This is a genomic window from Streptococcus sanguinis (genome assembly GCF_019929145.1).
In the GTDB taxonomy this organism is placed as follows: domain Bacteria; phylum Bacillota; class Bacilli; order Lactobacillales; family Streptococcaceae; genus Streptococcus; species Streptococcus sanguinis_U.
The window spans coordinates 170915-184659 of record NZ_JAHZOW010000003.1 but is presented as its reverse complement, the minus strand read 5'-3'; the positions used below and the strand labels follow the sequence as shown (position 1 = coordinate 184659).

Sequence of the window (13745 nt, the reverse complement as noted above, 5' to 3'; positions counted from 1 at the left end):
AGCCAGCAGAGATGCTGGTTTTTATATATAGAAAGGATTTTTTATGTCACTTTTTCCAGCTATTGAAAGTTATCTGCCTCATCAAGGGGCTAAGTATATATCTCCAGACAAGGCAGGGCAGCTGCGTGAGTCTATGTTGGAGTTGAGAGCTAAGGGCCAGGCGGCACGCAAGGAATTTGCGGATTTGGTCAAGGATTTTCAGAGCCTCTATCCTAAGCTGACCTTGGAGCGAACCAGCCAGTGGATGAATCAGGCGCAGATACTGCGGCCCCATTTTTGGAATTATCTTAAAGGCTATGGGGAAATCACAGAGCCAATGTTTGCCCTGCGCTTGTATGGAACTGCAGAAGATTTTGGAGTGTCGCTGGAGGTGAGCTTCATGGAGCGCAAGAAAGATGAGTACAGCCTCAGCAAGCAAAATCGGGTCTTGGAACTGCCCATTCAGCCGCCAGCTTACTATTTTGCTCAGATAGATGGTGTGAGTCAGCGTTTTGAAGGCACTGAGGAAAATCGCCAGCTTCTTATTCAGCAGCTAGCGGCCGGTCAGGTTCGTAAGGTCTTAGTCAAATACGATATTCCCCTTTCTCAGGCTGCTTCAAGAGAGCAAGTGCTGTCCCAGCTGCAGGAGGCCATGACAGCCTTGATTCCCTTTTATGAAGCGACTCGGGTTATATGATTACGTTTACAAAGAGAAAGTTATTTAAGTAAGTATTGACAAAAGCCCCAGAATCATATAGAATGGTAAAGTATGTTTAGTAACTGATCACAACTAGCCGGCTAAACGAATACAAGAATCTAAGAGGAGGTATTCATCGTGAAACGTACTTATCAACCAAGTAAAATCCGTCGTGCGCGTAAACATGGTTTCCGCCACCGTATGTCAACTAAAAATGGTCGTCGTGTATTGGCAGCTCGCCGTCGTAAAGGACGCAAAGTTTTGGCTGCTTAATCCAAACGATTTATCAAGAAACCAGCGGAGACTCGAGACCGCTGGTTTTTTTGTATTTAATTTATGGGTAAAAGTCAATAGACTGGCAGTACAGTTCCTCTTTTTGGCCAGTGTCTTTATTTATGACCTCCACATACCAGTCCCCTTTGAGACTAAATAGTTTGATAAATTGAACCTGAAGAGACTGCTGTTCATACTTAATTGGAAAAAATTCTTCCTGCCTGTGCAATAAAATATCAAGAATGATTCGCAACTGAGAATTGTTGATTGTCTTTCTGACTTCTGGTTGAAGGATTTTCTCAATTTTTGTGATCTTGCTTAACTGCTGTTCTGAAATCGAGTTTTCAAATTTTTCTTTTAATTTTTGCAGGTCAATATCAAAAGGGCACATATTGTAGTTTTCCAGAGTCAGCATGGAAAAATACAAGGCAGAAATTTCATCTATGGAGAAAATAATAGGAGATAACAAGTCGTTGCTAAGAATTTTATAACTGCCATTCCGGCCTAAGTCAGAATAAATTGGAATGCCTAACGTTTCAAGGCTGGCAATATCACGAAGGGCAGTGCTTTTTGAAATGTGATATCGATTCATAATATCTTTTAGATTGAATCGTCTTTTCTTATTGAGAAAAATAAGCATATCGTTAATTCTTTGAGATTTATTCATGCTAAACTCCATATTTTTATTAAATGGTTTCAAAAAATGATACCTTTTTATATTATACTAGTTTTAGAGAAAATAATAAAGGAGTCAAATATGAATCAATATTTTAAGGCCTTATTGGCAGAACAGACAGAAATGGCCCTAGCAACTTCTGTAAAGGATATCCCAAATGTAAGAATTGTAAATTTTTACTATGATGAGGATACAAAGAAATTGTTCTTTATCTCATTTAAAAATAGTCAAAAAATTCAAGAGTTGGCAACCAATAATCGTATTGCTCTTACAACAGTCCCGAAAGGTGATGGGAGGTATGTCCGGATTCAAGGGAGAGTCAAAGAAAGCCAGCTTTCTATTGAGGATATAAAAAGCGTTTTTATCCAGAAGTATCCTTATTATCAAGATATTATTGAGCAACACATAAACTCTTTGCAGCTTTTTGAAGTCTCTTTTTCTGATGCTTTCTTGGTTTTAGATAATAATCAAGTTGAGAAAGTCAAACTATAAGGAGAAAATAGATGGTTGAGATAAAAAGGTGCGATTGGGCTGAAAATAGTGAGCTTGAGAGAAATTATCATGACCATGAATGGGGGCGACCTGTGCATGACGAGCATAAACTCTTTAAAATGTTGATTTTAGAAGGCCAGCAGGCGGGCTTGAGCTGGCAAACTATTTTGTCAAAAATGGATGCTATGACAGAGGCTTATGAAAACTTCAATCCTGAAATACTCTCCAACTATGACGAGCAGAAGATTGAAGAATTGCTTAGTGATCAAAGAGTGATACGAAATAGGCTGAAAATAAAGGCAGTTATAAAAAATGCTAAAGCCTATTTAAAACTAAAAGAAGAATATGGTAGTTTGGATTCTTATATTTGGTCTTTTGTAAAGAATGGACCGATTGTCAATTCATGGTCCAGTATTGAAGAGGTGCCCGCTCGAACGGATCTATCCGATAAAATCAGCAAAGAACTCAAAAAGAAAGGTTTTTCTTTTGTTGGTTCTACGACTGTATATGCCTTTATGCAGTCAATTGGCATGGTCAATGATCATTTGCTGACCTGTGATTTTAGAATATAATCATTTTTCCTTTGAATTAGAAGAATGAGCGGTCTATTATCGAATGCTGGTAAATGATATAAAAAGAGAATAAAACCAGAAAGAAATTGATTTTCTTTCTGGTTTTTTGTGTATAGTTAAGTACAGTTGCTTATTTTGCTACTGGTAAAAGTATTGGATACAGATAGCAGAGTAAGGTAAAGCTTATCAGGGCGTAAAAGATACCGATGCGGATAGCTTGGATAGGTTTATAGAAACGAATCAGGGTCAGTAGGCACCAGACTAAGAGAACTAGGATGAACCAAGCTGAAATCAAGCGCAGCGGTGTTGGTCCGTAAAGGTAGATATAGATGCCAAATAATTTCCAGCCAGCTAGCAAGGCCAGCAGACCCGTAAAGATAAAGAGGATAGTAGCTGCGAATCGCGTCCCTTTCTGGTCCCAGAGTGGCTTTTTGGCAATCAGATAGAAGACACCTAGGACTGCAAAGTTAAGGATAGACACCCGAACCAGCTGCCAGAAGCCAGCCACGGCAACAGTCGAAGCATTCTGGGGAGAAATAGCCTGAGCTACTGTTCCGGCGCTTAGGAGCTGACCGAGCTCACCCAGACCCGTCAGGAAGAAGAGCGCATAGGTCAGGCAAAGGCTGCCGATGATAATGTAGGCTGCGAAAGCGGGTGCTACTCGCAAAGGGTGGATACTTGCTTGGAATTTTTTGTAGCTAAGTTTAGTATCTTTTTTGCCTAACAGACTGCCGGCTAGGAAGCCGTACAAGTACAGACTGACAGGAACAGCCAGGCAGGCCTTGAAGAGAATCATGCTGCTATCAAGACTTGAAAAGAGGGAGTCAAGGAGATTCTCAATGAAATCAGCGGTATTGCTGAAGAAGGAGGCAAAGCTGTCTGAAACCTGACTCAGCTGGGACCAGACAAAGTAGACCAAGATTCCTGCGACAAAGAAGCTGCTGACGATAATCGCGAGCTGTTGGGCTTTCTTCGAAGACAGACTGTCAGAGCTGGCGGAAGAGTCCTGCTGCTTACCTTCTATAAAGACTAAAATAGCAGCAATGAAATTTTTAAAGGGCAGGATGCAGAAGGCTTGAATGGTGTCAAACCAGACCAGAATCCCCAAACGTCCCTGGCTTAACCAGCCGGTACGGGACAGAATATAGAAGGCGAATGAGATGTGGATGGCCAGAAATTGAAAAAATTCTAGCTGGCGATGAAGTCCCCAGAGACTTAAAGCTAGGGCTTGAGCTAACGTCATGATCAGAAAGCTTCTAGCCTCTAATCTGCTGTCAAGATTCTTTATCTGTAGAGATGGATAGGCCAATTTCCTGATTAGGGCTTCGCTTAGCAATATAAGACCGATTGCAAAAGGGAAAAAGGATGCCGTTTGATAATTAAAAAATACTGCAGAGTAAAAGTAGGTTAAGAGATAGAGGATTGGATAGCTGATTTTAAAGAATCGCAGTTGCTTGTCCTCTAGGCCTGTGAAGATGGTCTGTCGTTCTGCTTCTGCGGGCAGACAAGTCTGGACATTCATCTGTTCTTGTGCTGGATATTCCATAATTATTTCTCCTCCTCATCGTCAGGGATATACTCCAAAATATCGCCAGGCTGGCAGTCTAATTCACGGCAGAGAGCGTTGAGTGTTGAAAAGCGGACAGCCTTGGCTCGATTATTTTTTAGGATAGATAGATTGGCTGGTGTTAGGTCAATCAACTCTGCTAAACGGCCAGCGCTGATGCGCTTTTGTGCCATGACAAGGTCTAAATTTATCTGAATCATAAGACCTCCTAAATAGTGTAGTCCACTTGATCCTGTAGCTCAATGGCCTTGCCAAAGGCATTGCGGATGACACGGATAATCAGAGTCAAGATGCTACAGGAAACAGTGACTAAGAGCATGGGCAAATAGGCTGTCAGTCCCATAAAGAGGGAGATAAGAGCAACAGTGCCCACTTCCCAGCCAAGATAGCGCATGTACTGAACATTTTGTGTGATAAAAACCTGATTTTTACCAATGCGGCTTAGGAGTCGATAGAGATGGACAATGCAGGCCAGAGCCAGGCAGCCTAGGACATAGCCAAACAGCAGCAAGGTCCAAAAGCGTGTCTCTCCTTGAAAGAAAGGAGAGGGAAATTCGATAACTAGATTGACGACCCAAGGTCCTAGGGCAATCAGGATAATGGAAGCAATAAATAAAAGGCTGATACTGATTTTTGTAAGAGTAATGCTCATATCTTCAGCAGTCTTTTTCACTTTGTCTGTCATAATTTCCTCCGACTAACGTTTCATTTCTTAGTAACTATAACACGACTCTTATCGATAATCAATAAAAAACTATCGAAAAAAGATAAAATCGGTCTTAAGGACTAGATGGAATTTTATAAAAATTTCTTTTTTATAGATATGGATTTCTTGTCTGGAGAATAACGGAGCAGAAGAGGATGAATATTTCGCCTGATTTTTGGTATAATAAAGGACAGGAAATACAAGGAAGTAAACCATGAAGATTTTTGATACACACACGCATTTAAATGTGGAAGAATTTGCTGGTCGAGAGGCAGAGGAGCTGCAGCTGGCTGCAGAAACGGGCGTCAGCAAAATAAATATTGTCGGTTTTGACCGACCAACCATTGAGCGCGCCTTGGAGTTGGCCGACAGCTATGATCAGCTTTATGCTACGATTGGCTGGCACCCGACTGAGGCTGGGACGTATGATGAGGCGGTGGAAGCTTATCTACTGGACAAGCTTCGTCACCCCAAGGTGCTGGCTCTAGGCGAGATTGGGCTGGACTATCACTGGATGACTGCGCCCAAGGATGTTCAGGAGTGGGTGTTTCGCCGGCAAATCCAGCTCTCCAAAGAGCTGAACCTGCCCTTTGTCGTTCACACACGTGACGCATTGGAGGATACCTATGAGATTATCAAGAGTGAGGGTGTCGGCCCTCGAGGCGGTATTATGCACTCTTATTCGGGTTCTTTGGAAATGGCAGAGCGCTTTATTGAGCTGGGAATGATGATTTCCTTTTCTGGGGTCGTCACCTTTAAGAAAGCGACGGATATTCAGGAGGCTGCGCAGAGCCTGCCTTTAGACAAAATTCTCGTTGAGACTGATGCACCTTATCTGGCGCCCGTTCCCAAGCGTGGCCGAGAAAACAAAACAGCCTATACTCGCTATGTTGTAGAGAAAATTGCTGAGCTTCGTGGGTTGCCTGTCGAAGAAGTAGCGCAAGCGACCTATGATAATGCAAAGAAGGTGTTTGGGCTTGACTGAGAAGATAAAAATCCCCCAGGTGATTGTCGTTGAGGGCAAGGATGATACGGCCAATCTGCAGCGATTTTACCAAGTTGACACTTACGAGACGAGAGGTTCCGCTATCAATGAAGAAGACCTAGAGCGGATTGAGAAACTGCACCAGCTGCGTGGTGTTATTGTCTTTACCGATCCAGACTACAACGGTGAGCGTATCCGTCGAATGATTATGGAGGCAGTGCCAACTGCTCAGCATGCCTTTCTCCGTCGAGATGAGGCGACCCCTAAGTCTAAGAACAAGGGTAAATCACTTGGGGTGGAACACGCTTCATTTGAGGATTTACAGCAGGCGTTAGCTGGGCTGGTCGGATATTTCGATGATGAGGATAATTTTGATATCACCAAAGGCGACCTCGTACGACTAGGTCTGCTTATGGGAAGTGACAGCCGTCAGCGTCGAGAGTATCTGGGAGAAGAGCTCCGTATCGGCTATTCCAATGGCAAGCAACTGCTCAAGCGCTTGGAATTGTTTGGGGTGACTTTGGCGGAAGTGGAAGAAGCCATGCGTAAGTATTCAGTCTAACGGAGTAAGGAATGAAAAAAGTAATTATTACGGGCGGCAATAGTGGTATTGGATATCAGGCTGCAAAACAATTAGCTGAAAAGGGCTGGTCAGTGACCTTATTTTGCCGGCGAAAAGCAGCTGCTGAGCAAGCCTGTGAGAAAATCCGTCAACAAACAGAAAATCCGCATGTAGATTATATCTTGGTTGATTTATCTGATATGAAAAGTGTCAGGAAAGCAGTGGAACAGTATATCCACAAAGAAGAGACTTTAGATGTTTTAATTAACAATGCGGCTGATTTTGATTTATCAATCAAAAGTCCTGTGATAACCAAAGATGGATTAGAAAAGCAGTTTGCGACCAACGTGGTTGCTCCTTTCTTGCTTTCTTCCTTATTGAAAGACTTGTTGGAAAAGTCAGAAAGTGGTCGAATTATTAATATTTCTTCCCAAGGACTGATGCTTTATCCTTTCATGAAGCTTGATTTTGAAAATTTATCTGGTTAAAAACATTACAGTCCTGCTAAGACCTATTATCAGAACAAACTGGCCTTGTTGATGCTGTCGCTTTATATGCGGAAACAGTGGAAAGGCATCAAAATTCAGGCCATCCGTGTAACCAATGTCAAAGTAGATATGCGTCGCTATGATCATCTCAGCGTTTTTATGAAAAATCTGTATAAAATTAAGTCGAGATTTTCGATTAGTCCTGAAGAAATGGCGAAAGTTTATACAGCCTTATCTACAGAAGATGGTTATGAGGGCTTTTTGTATGACGAGAAATGCAGAGAAGTAGAGGCTAACGCATTTGCTTACGAGGAAGAAGAGCAGAAAAAACTTTACACCTTGCTAGGGCAAATGACCTCCTTAAAAGATAATGAATAAATAATTAGAAAAGAGAAAACATGCGTATTGCAGACCATAGTGTGACCCGTGCCATTCTGGAGCGTCACGGTTTCACTTTTAAAAAATCTTTCGGTCAGAATTTCCTGACTGATACCAACATCCTCCAGAAGATTGTGGACACAGCCGAGATTGACAAAAAGGTCAATGTCATTGAGATTGGTCCTGGAATTGGGGCATTGACAGAATTTTTGGCGGAAAGTGCTGCAGAAGTCATGGCCTTTGAGATTGATGATCGGCTGGTACCGATTTTGGCGGATACCCTGCGCGATTTTGACAATGTGATAGTGGTTAATCAGGATATTCTCAAGGTTGATCTGGCTCAGTACATAGCAGAGTTTAAAAATCCAGACCTGCCTATCAAGGTAGTGGCGAACTTGCCATACTACATCACGACGCCGATTCTCATGCATTTGATTGAGAGCGGGATTCCTTTTAGTGAGTTTGTCGTGATGATGCAGAGAGAAGTAGCGGATCGGATATCAGCTCAGCCGAATACCAAGTCCTACGGTAGTTTGTCGATTGCGGTGCAGTATTATATGATGGCCAAGGTTGCCTTTGTCGTGCCGCGGACAGTCTTTGTGCCAGCCCCTAATGTGGATTCGGCGATTCTCAAGATGGTGCGCAGAGACCAGCCAGCTGTTGAGGTACAGGACGAGAAATTCTTTTTCAAGGTTTCCAAGGCCAGCTTTGTCCACCGCAGGAAGACCCTATGGAATAACCTGACCAGTTGTTTTGGAAAGTCAGAGGAGACTAAAGGCAAACTAACAGCAGCTTTAGAACGAGCTGACTTATCTCCAAGTGTTCGGGGAGAAGCTCTGAGTTTAGAGGAATTTGCGCGCTTGGCAGACGCTTTGAAGTCTGAAGGATTATAAAAAAATAGAAGATCCGCTCTATATAGCTGGTCTTCTATTTTGCTAATGAGGTAAATATGAAAGGAAAATTTTTGTCTTTGTTTTCTGGACTACTCTGGTTTTCGCAGTCTCTACTCCACTTCCTTCTCCTGCTAGGACTTCCTCTGGGACGTTTGGTATTTGGCGGAGCTTATATAGTATTTCCTTTATGGTTGCGGCCAGTTAACTTCCTGCTTTTCTTGCTGTGGGGTTTCTTTGGTTTCAGTTATTTATCGTTTGGAGGCTGGCTAAGAAGTAGCTTGGAGTCTTTTGTTTTGAGAAAAAACATCTTAAGTGGAACTGTTTTTCTCTTTTTGGCTACAGTTTTCAATTTCTTTGTGACCGCGAGTCTATTAGAGAAGTATTTAACAGGGGGGCTGACCTTTCTGGCTTTTCTCAGCAGTGTAATTCTACTTCATAACAACAAAAAATCCTATCAATCATGATAGGATTGCTTTTTATGCGGAGGAAGGGATTTGAACCCTCACACCCGTACGGGCACATGCGCCTGAAGCATGCGTGTCTGCCGTTCCACCACCTCCGCTTGAGATTCTATTATAACTTATTTTTGTGAAAATGCCAATAGAGAATATCAGTTTTTTTCATACAGTAAAAAAAGCGGAAAAATTTCTATTTTTTCTTTACTAAAATAGTTCTATGATATTGCCATTATAGCAAGTATTTGTTACAATTAGATTAATTACTTATTTAGGTAACGAAATAAAAAAGGAGAATGTTATGAAACTGAAAAAATGGCTGCTATTTTTGATGCTGCCCCTTCTGTTTTTGCTGGATTTGAAGCTATTTACAGCAACTGCTCAAGCTGATGCTTTGAAGAATGCAATCACAGATATTAAGATCTGGGACCACTCTAATGGCCGTGAAGCAACCAAGGTTAACGGTGCATACAATTTGGTTCAAGGGGGAAATTATCGCTATGAGCTAGTTTTTGATTTGTCTGCTTACGATAACAAGCTCAAGGATGGGGATACCTTTACCTTTACAGTACCAAACGGTGCAACCATTGCTAATGGTACAACCTTTACCCTGACGGATAATGAAACGCAGGTCCAGCTTGGAGCGGCTAAGATGACGTCGAATGGTTCGGGTAAGGGCGGTCTGATTACGGTTACTATTCAGAATTTGGCAGATTACAAGGCCAAGACAACTGCTAGTGGAGTTAGAGGGAGCTTCTTCTTTGACTTTCAGGCGACGACAGTAGGCGCTGATCAGGACTGGAATTATAAGCCTGAGGAAACTCAAGGCGCGATGAGCCATAAGGTAACCATTAACGAGCGCAAACAAAGCAGTTTTTCAACAGCCGGTGAAAACTACGCTAAGATTGGAGGGGTCATTGCTAAGAAGCCATATAATTCGGCTATTCTCGGCAAGAGCGGTGACTACTCACATAACTGGACTGTTCGTATCAATACTCAGCAAAAGACTTATAATTCTCCGATTGTTATCAAGGATGTCATTCCAGATAGCAGTGCACCAATGCAATTCGTTCCGGAGCAATTTGTCCTTCGCCAAGGGGAGTACACGCAGAGTTTATCAAGTATTGCGAATTCTGTCATCTTGAAAGAAGGTCAAGATTATACGGTTGCCTATAATGACACTTATACAGAGTTTACTCTAACCATCAATAACCCAGGCAATCGTGCCTTTATGTTGAACTATATGACAACTTCACCAGCTGATGGTTCATTGGTATCCAATACGGCTGAGATGGAAGTTGATAATACAAAACTGCCATTCAGAGATGATCGACCTGGTCAGACGAGTTCTACAATAGAGCGTAGTAGCCGGATTACAGAAGGCGGTGTCATTACAGCGGATATCAGCAACAGTCTGGTTCTCTACAAGCAAGATTCTAAGACTGGCAAAATGCTGGAAGGTGCTGTCTTTAAGGTGACAACTCCTAGCGGTGAAGAGATTACTCTGCCGCCGACAGATGCTAACGGTCGGGTTTCTACACAGCCTTTTTCAAGTGAAGAAATCAAGAAAGGTCAATTCACAGTAGAAGAAGTAACAGCTCCGGAAGGCTATGTACTGGACAGCAATCCGATGAAAGTGACTATCAAGGCTGATGGAGCGGTTAAGACAGTCAAGAATACGGTGGATCCAAATGCCAGCAAAAAGCTGACAGTCAGGAAAGTTTGGAAAGATGAAAACAATCAGGATGGCAAGCGTCCGGCTTCTATTGCTGTAGATGTCTACGCTAACGGTCAAAAGTTAGCTGATAAGACAGTGACCGTAACTGGTGGAAGTACAGATGCAGAGTGGACAGCTCAGACAACTGATTTACCAATCTTTGATGCAAGCGGTCAAAAAATCACCTATACAATCGGTGAAGATCAGCTTGATGGATATGATGCTCCAGAAGTAAATCAGGAAAATCTCACTGTTACCAATAGTCGTACGCCAGAGAAAATCGCTATCAAAGCTAGCAAGAAATGGGATGACGCTGAAAATCAAGACGGCAAACGTCCTGCCAATGTTGTTGTAAAACTTTATAAAGAAGTTGGTGGTCAGAAATCAGAAGTTGCGAATCGAACTCTGACCGAAGCTGATCAGTGGTCAACTGAGTTTACTAACTTGAACAAGTATGAAAAAGGACAAGAAGTCGTTTACTCTCTGGAAGAAGACGCGGTCCCTCACTATCAATCTCAGGTAACTGGCAATGCTGCTGACGGCTTTGTGGTGACCAACACTTACAAGCCAGAAACCATCAAGATTTCCGGTCAAAAGAAGTGGGATGATGCGGAAAACCAAGACGGCAAGCGTCCAAATGCTGTTAGAGTCAAGATCTTGAAAGGCCAAGATATTGTCGATGTACAGGAAGTGACGGCTGCCAACGGTTGGAAATATGAATCCAATCCTCTTCCTAAATATGCAGCTGGCCAAGAAATTGCCTACACTGTAAGCGAAGAAGCTGTCTCAGGATACACGAGCAAGGTGGACGGCTACAACATCACCAACTCTTACACTCCAGAAACGGTCAAGATTTCTGGTCAGAAAGTCTGGGATGATGCGGAAAACCAAGATGGTAAGCGTCCAGCTTCTGTTAAGGTTAAAATTCTGAATGGTGATACGGTTGTTGATGAGCAAAATGTGACTTCTGCTAACGAATGGAAGTATGAGTCCAAGGCTCTGCCTAAGTATGCAGCAGGTCAAGAAATCACTTATACCGTAAGTGAGGAAGCTGTACCAGGTTATACTAGTAAAGTAGATGGTTACAACATCACTAATTCTTACACTCCAGAGACAACGACTGTGTCTGGAAGCAAGACTTGGGAAGATGGCGATAACCAAGATGGCAAACGTCCAGCTTCTATCACAGTTAATCTGCTAGCTGACGGTCAAAAAGTCAATACTCAAACAGTCGGAGAGGCAGAAGGCTGGTCTTACAACTTTACTGGCTTGCCAGTCTACAAGGATGGCCAACGAATTACCTATACAGTAACGGAAGAAGCTGTACCAGGTTATTCAACCAGTCTCAATGGCTACAATATCACTAACTCTTATACACCAGAGAAGACAGAAATCACTGCCAGCAAGACTTGGAATGACAGCGACAATCAAGACGGCAAACGTCCAACTAAGATTAACATTAAGCTGATGAAGACAGTCGGCGGAGTCAAGACAGAAGTCGCTAGCAAGGAAGTGACTGCTGCTGATCAATGGCAAACCAAATTTGAAAATCTGCCAGTCTATGAAAATGGTCAGAAGATTGATTACTCTATTGAGGAAGATGATGTAGCTGGCTACACTAAAGAAATCAAAGATTTCACAGTTACTAACTCTTACACTCCAGAGATGATCAAGATTTCCGGTCAAAAAGTCTGGGATGACGCTGATAACCAAGATGGCAAGCGTCCAGCTTCTGTTAAGGTTAAGGTGAAAAATGGCGATACTGTCGTAGATGAGCTGGAAGTAACAGCTGCTAACGATTGGAAGTTTGAGTCTAAAGCCCTTCCTAAGTATGCAGCAGGTCAAGAGATTGCCTACACTGTTACTGAAGAAGCAGTTGCGGACTATCAAACTAAGATTGATAAGTTCACCATTACTAATTCTTACACTCCTCAAAGTACGGAGTATGCTGTTACGAAGGTCTGGGATGATGCTAATAACCAAGATGGCAAGCGTCCAGCTTCTATCACAGTGCAACTGTATAGCTCAGTAAACGGTCAAGAGCCAGTTGCTGTCGCAGGTAAGACATTGACCTTGACGGCTGATAATGAGGCAGCTGCTAACACTTGGAAAGCAAGCTTCACCAATCTGCCTCAATTTGACAAGGGGCAGGAGATTACCTACTCTGTCAAAGAGGATGATGCAACAGTAGCCGCTTTGAAAGAAAAGGGTTACAGTCCGAAAGTAGAAGGTCAGAAGATTACCAACTCTCATACTCCAGAGCAGGTTAAAGTTTCTGGTCAGAAAGTCTGGGATGACGCAGATGATCAAGACGGCAAACGTCCAACATCTATTACAGTTAAGGTAATGGATGGAAGCACTATTGTTGATACACTTGAAGTAACAGCTGCTAATGGATGGAAGTTTGAATCTAAAGACCTGCCTAAATATAGAAATGGTCAAGAGATTGCCTACACACTTAAAGAAGATGCTGTTGCTCAGTATGAAACTAAGATTGATAAGTTCACCGTTACCAACTCCTATACTCCAGAAACCGTTAAAGTCTCTGGTCAAAAGGTTTGGGATGATGCTAATAATCAAGATGGCAAGCGCCCAGCATCTATCAAGGTCAAGATTTTGGACGGAGATAAGGTAGTAGATGAGCTGGAAGTGACAGCCGCTACTGACTGGAAGTTTGAGTCCAAAGATCTGCCTAAGAATAAGAAGGGCAAGAAAATCAACTATACAGTCCTTGAAGAAGTGACAGTTGAGGGTTATAGCAGCAGCCAAGAACAAGCAACAGATGGCAGCTTCACTTTGACTAATAGCTATAAACCAACACAGATTGCTGTTAAGGGAACTGCGGTATGGTCAGATGCTGAAAATCAAGATAAGGTGCGACCTTCTAAGATTACTGTTCGCCTCTTGGCAGATGGCAAACCAATCAAAGAAGAGGTTGTGTCAGAAGAAAATGGTTGGCAGTATGACTTTAGCGGCCTTCCGAAGTACAAGGACGGTAAGGAAATTGTCTATAGTGTTGCGGCTGATCCAGTAGATGGCTACAAGCTTGAGATCAACGGTACTCAGCTGATCTTTAGTCATATAACTGCTAAGAAAGAGGTTGTTGACGGAGCGATAACTAATAAGCCAGGCGGTCAAGCTCCGAAAGTCGGAGGTAAAGCTCTTCCTCGTACTGGACAGGAAGAAAATCTCCTTGTTACTATTCTTGGCTTCCTAGCAGCGCTTCTCGCAGGAGGAATGCTGATGGCTAAGGCGAAACGCAGCTAATCAGTTTTGAGACTTACTGAAAATTACAGTGAGCGTCT

The 13745-nt window shown here is 42.7% G+C and carries 13 protein-coding genes, 1 tRNA gene and 1 pseudogene; 10 read left to right on the top strand and 5 right to left on the bottom strand.

The window, feature by feature from the left end:
• The first annotated feature begins 43 nt into the window (after positions 1–43).
• Positions 44–676, top strand: a complete 633-nt coding sequence (locus K1I94_RS08430; RefSeq protein ID WP_223315046.1) for a ribonuclease P — start codon at positions 44–46, stop codon at positions 674–676.
• A gap of 138 nt (positions 677–814) precedes the next feature.
• Positions 815–949, top strand: coding sequence for a 50S ribosomal protein L34 (gene rpmH, locus K1I94_RS08425; RefSeq protein WP_002893904.1), 135 nt, complete (start codon positions 815–817; stop codon positions 947–949).
• A 61-nt stretch (positions 950–1010) separates the two neighbouring features.
• On the opposite strand, the gene K1I94_RS08420 is transcribed toward rpmH, so the two are convergent.
• Positions 1011–1628 (bottom strand): helix-turn-helix transcriptional regulator, encoded by a 618-nt coding sequence (locus K1I94_RS08420; protein ID WP_223315066.1) that lies wholly within the window; start codon positions 1626–1628, stop codon positions 1011–1013.
• Positions 1629–1652: 24 nt separating this feature from the next.
• On the opposite strand from K1I94_RS08420, the gene K1I94_RS08415 reads away from it, so the two are divergent.
• Positions 1653–2117: a pyridoxamine 5'-phosphate oxidase family protein gene (locus tag K1I94_RS08415; RefSeq protein WP_223315045.1), complete on the top strand. Its 465-nt coding sequence runs from the start codon at positions 1653–1655 to the stop codon at positions 2115–2117.
• 11 nt (positions 2118–2128) lie between these two features.
• A complete protein-coding gene (locus tag K1I94_RS08410; RefSeq protein WP_002916579.1) occupies positions 2129–2689 on the top strand; it encodes a DNA-3-methyladenine glycosylase I in 561 nt (186 codons plus the stop codon).
• Positions 2690–2819: 130 nt separating this feature from the next.
• Here K1I94_RS08410 and K1I94_RS08405 read toward each other — a convergent pair whose 3' ends face one another.
• The 3 genes from K1I94_RS08405 to K1I94_RS08395 are packed head-to-tail and all read right to left on the bottom strand — an operon-like array spanning position 2820 to position 4941.
• Positions 2820–4235 carry a DUF4153 domain-containing protein gene (locus K1I94_RS08405; RefSeq protein WP_223315044.1) on the bottom strand — a complete coding sequence of 472 codons (1416 nt, stop codon included), beginning with the start codon at positions 4233–4235 and terminating at the stop codon, positions 2820–2822.
• 2 nt (positions 4236–4237) lie between these two features.
• On the bottom strand, positions 4238–4456 hold the full coding sequence (locus K1I94_RS08400) for a helix-turn-helix domain-containing protein (protein ID WP_002899126.1): 219 nt from the start codon (positions 4454–4456) through the stop codon (positions 4238–4240).
• A gap of 8 nt (positions 4457–4464) precedes the next feature.
• A complete protein-coding gene (locus K1I94_RS08395; protein WP_223315043.1) occupies positions 4465–4941 on the bottom strand; it encodes a DUF2975 domain-containing protein in 477 nt (158 codons plus the stop codon).
• A 235-nt stretch (positions 4942–5176) separates the two neighbouring features.
• On the opposite strand from K1I94_RS08395, the gene K1I94_RS08390 reads away from it, so the two are divergent.
• The 5 genes and pseudogenes from K1I94_RS08390 to K1I94_RS08370 all read left to right on the top strand — a co-directional run bounded on the left by K1I94_RS08390 (position 5177) and on the right by K1I94_RS08370 (position 8732).
• Positions 5177–5947 (top strand): TatD family hydrolase, encoded by a 771-nt coding sequence (locus tag K1I94_RS08390; protein WP_223315042.1) that lies wholly within the window; start codon positions 5177–5179, stop codon positions 5945–5947.
• Positions 5940–6509 carry a ribonuclease M5 gene (rnmV, locus tag K1I94_RS08385; RefSeq protein WP_398578212.1) on the top strand — a complete coding sequence of 190 codons (570 nt, stop codon included), beginning with the start codon at positions 5940–5942 and terminating at the stop codon, positions 6507–6509. Before K1I94_RS08390 ends, rnmV begins: the two co-directional genes overlap by 8 nt.
• A gap of 11 nt (positions 6510–6520) precedes the next feature.
• Positions 6521–7375: pseudogene (locus K1I94_RS08380) on the top strand (SDR family NAD(P)-dependent oxidoreductase).
• Between the two features lie 20 nt (positions 7376–7395).
• Positions 7396–8268 (top strand): 16S rRNA (adenine(1518)-N(6)/adenine(1519)-N(6))-dimethyltransferase RsmA, encoded by an 873-nt coding sequence (gene rsmA, locus K1I94_RS08375; protein WP_223315041.1) that lies wholly within the window; start codon positions 7396–7398, stop codon positions 8266–8268.
• Positions 8269–8324: 56 nt separating this feature from the next.
• Complete coding sequence (locus K1I94_RS08370) at positions 8325–8732, top strand: hypothetical protein (protein ID WP_223315040.1); 408 nt, start codon at positions 8325–8327, stop codon at positions 8730–8732.
• Positions 8733–8747: 15 nt separating this feature from the next.
• Here the strand turns inward: K1I94_RS08370 and K1I94_RS08365 are convergent.
• A tRNA-Leu gene (locus K1I94_RS08365) sits at positions 8748–8830 on the bottom strand.
• A gap of 194 nt (positions 8831–9024) precedes the next feature.
• On the opposite strand from K1I94_RS08365, the gene K1I94_RS08360 reads away from it, so the two are divergent.
• Positions 9025–13707 carry a Cna B-type domain-containing protein gene (locus tag K1I94_RS08360; protein ID WP_223315039.1) on the top strand — a complete coding sequence of 1561 codons (4683 nt, stop codon included), beginning with the start codon at positions 9025–9027 and terminating at the stop codon, positions 13705–13707.
• Positions 13708–13745: the final 38 nt, after the last annotated feature.

Excerpts from the sequence above, each read along its gene's own strand:
- K1I94_RS08430 (WP_223315046.1), top strand. The coding sequence starts at position 44 with ATGTCACTTTTTCCAGCTATTGAAAGTTATCTGCCTCATCAAGGGGCT.
- K1I94_RS08420 (WP_223315066.1), bottom strand. The coding sequence starts at position 1,628 with ATGGAGTTTAGCATGAATAAATCTCAAAGAATTAACGATATGCTTATT.
- K1I94_RS08415 (WP_223315045.1), top strand. The coding sequence starts at position 1,653 with ATGATACCTTTTTATATTATACTAGTTTTAGAGAAAATAATAAAGGAG.
- K1I94_RS08410 (WP_002916579.1), top strand. The coding sequence starts at position 2,129 with ATGGTTGAGATAAAAAGGTGCGATTGGGCTGAAAATAGTGAGCTTGAG.
- K1I94_RS08405 (WP_223315044.1), bottom strand. The coding sequence starts at position 4,235 with ATGGAATATCCAGCACAAGAACAGATGAATGTCCAGACTTGTCTGCCC.
- K1I94_RS08400 (WP_002899126.1), bottom strand. The coding sequence starts at position 4,456 with ATGATTCAGATAAATTTAGACCTTGTCATGGCACAAAAGCGCATCAGC.
- K1I94_RS08395 (WP_223315043.1), bottom strand. The coding sequence starts at position 4,941 with ATGACAGACAAAGTGAAAAAGACTGCTGAAGATATGAGCATTACTCTT.
- K1I94_RS08390 (WP_223315042.1), top strand. The coding sequence starts at position 5,177 with ATGAAGATTTTTGATACACACACGCATTTAAATGTGGAAGAATTTGCT.
- rsmA (WP_223315041.1), top strand. The coding sequence starts at position 7,396 with ATGCGTATTGCAGACCATAGTGTGACCCGTGCCATTCTGGAGCGTCAC.
- K1I94_RS08370 (WP_223315040.1), top strand. The coding sequence starts at position 8,325 with ATGAAAGGAAAATTTTTGTCTTTGTTTTCTGGACTACTCTGGTTTTCG.
- K1I94_RS08360 (WP_223315039.1), top strand. The coding sequence starts at position 9,025 with ATGAAACTGAAAAAATGGCTGCTATTTTTGATGCTGCCCCTTCTGTTT.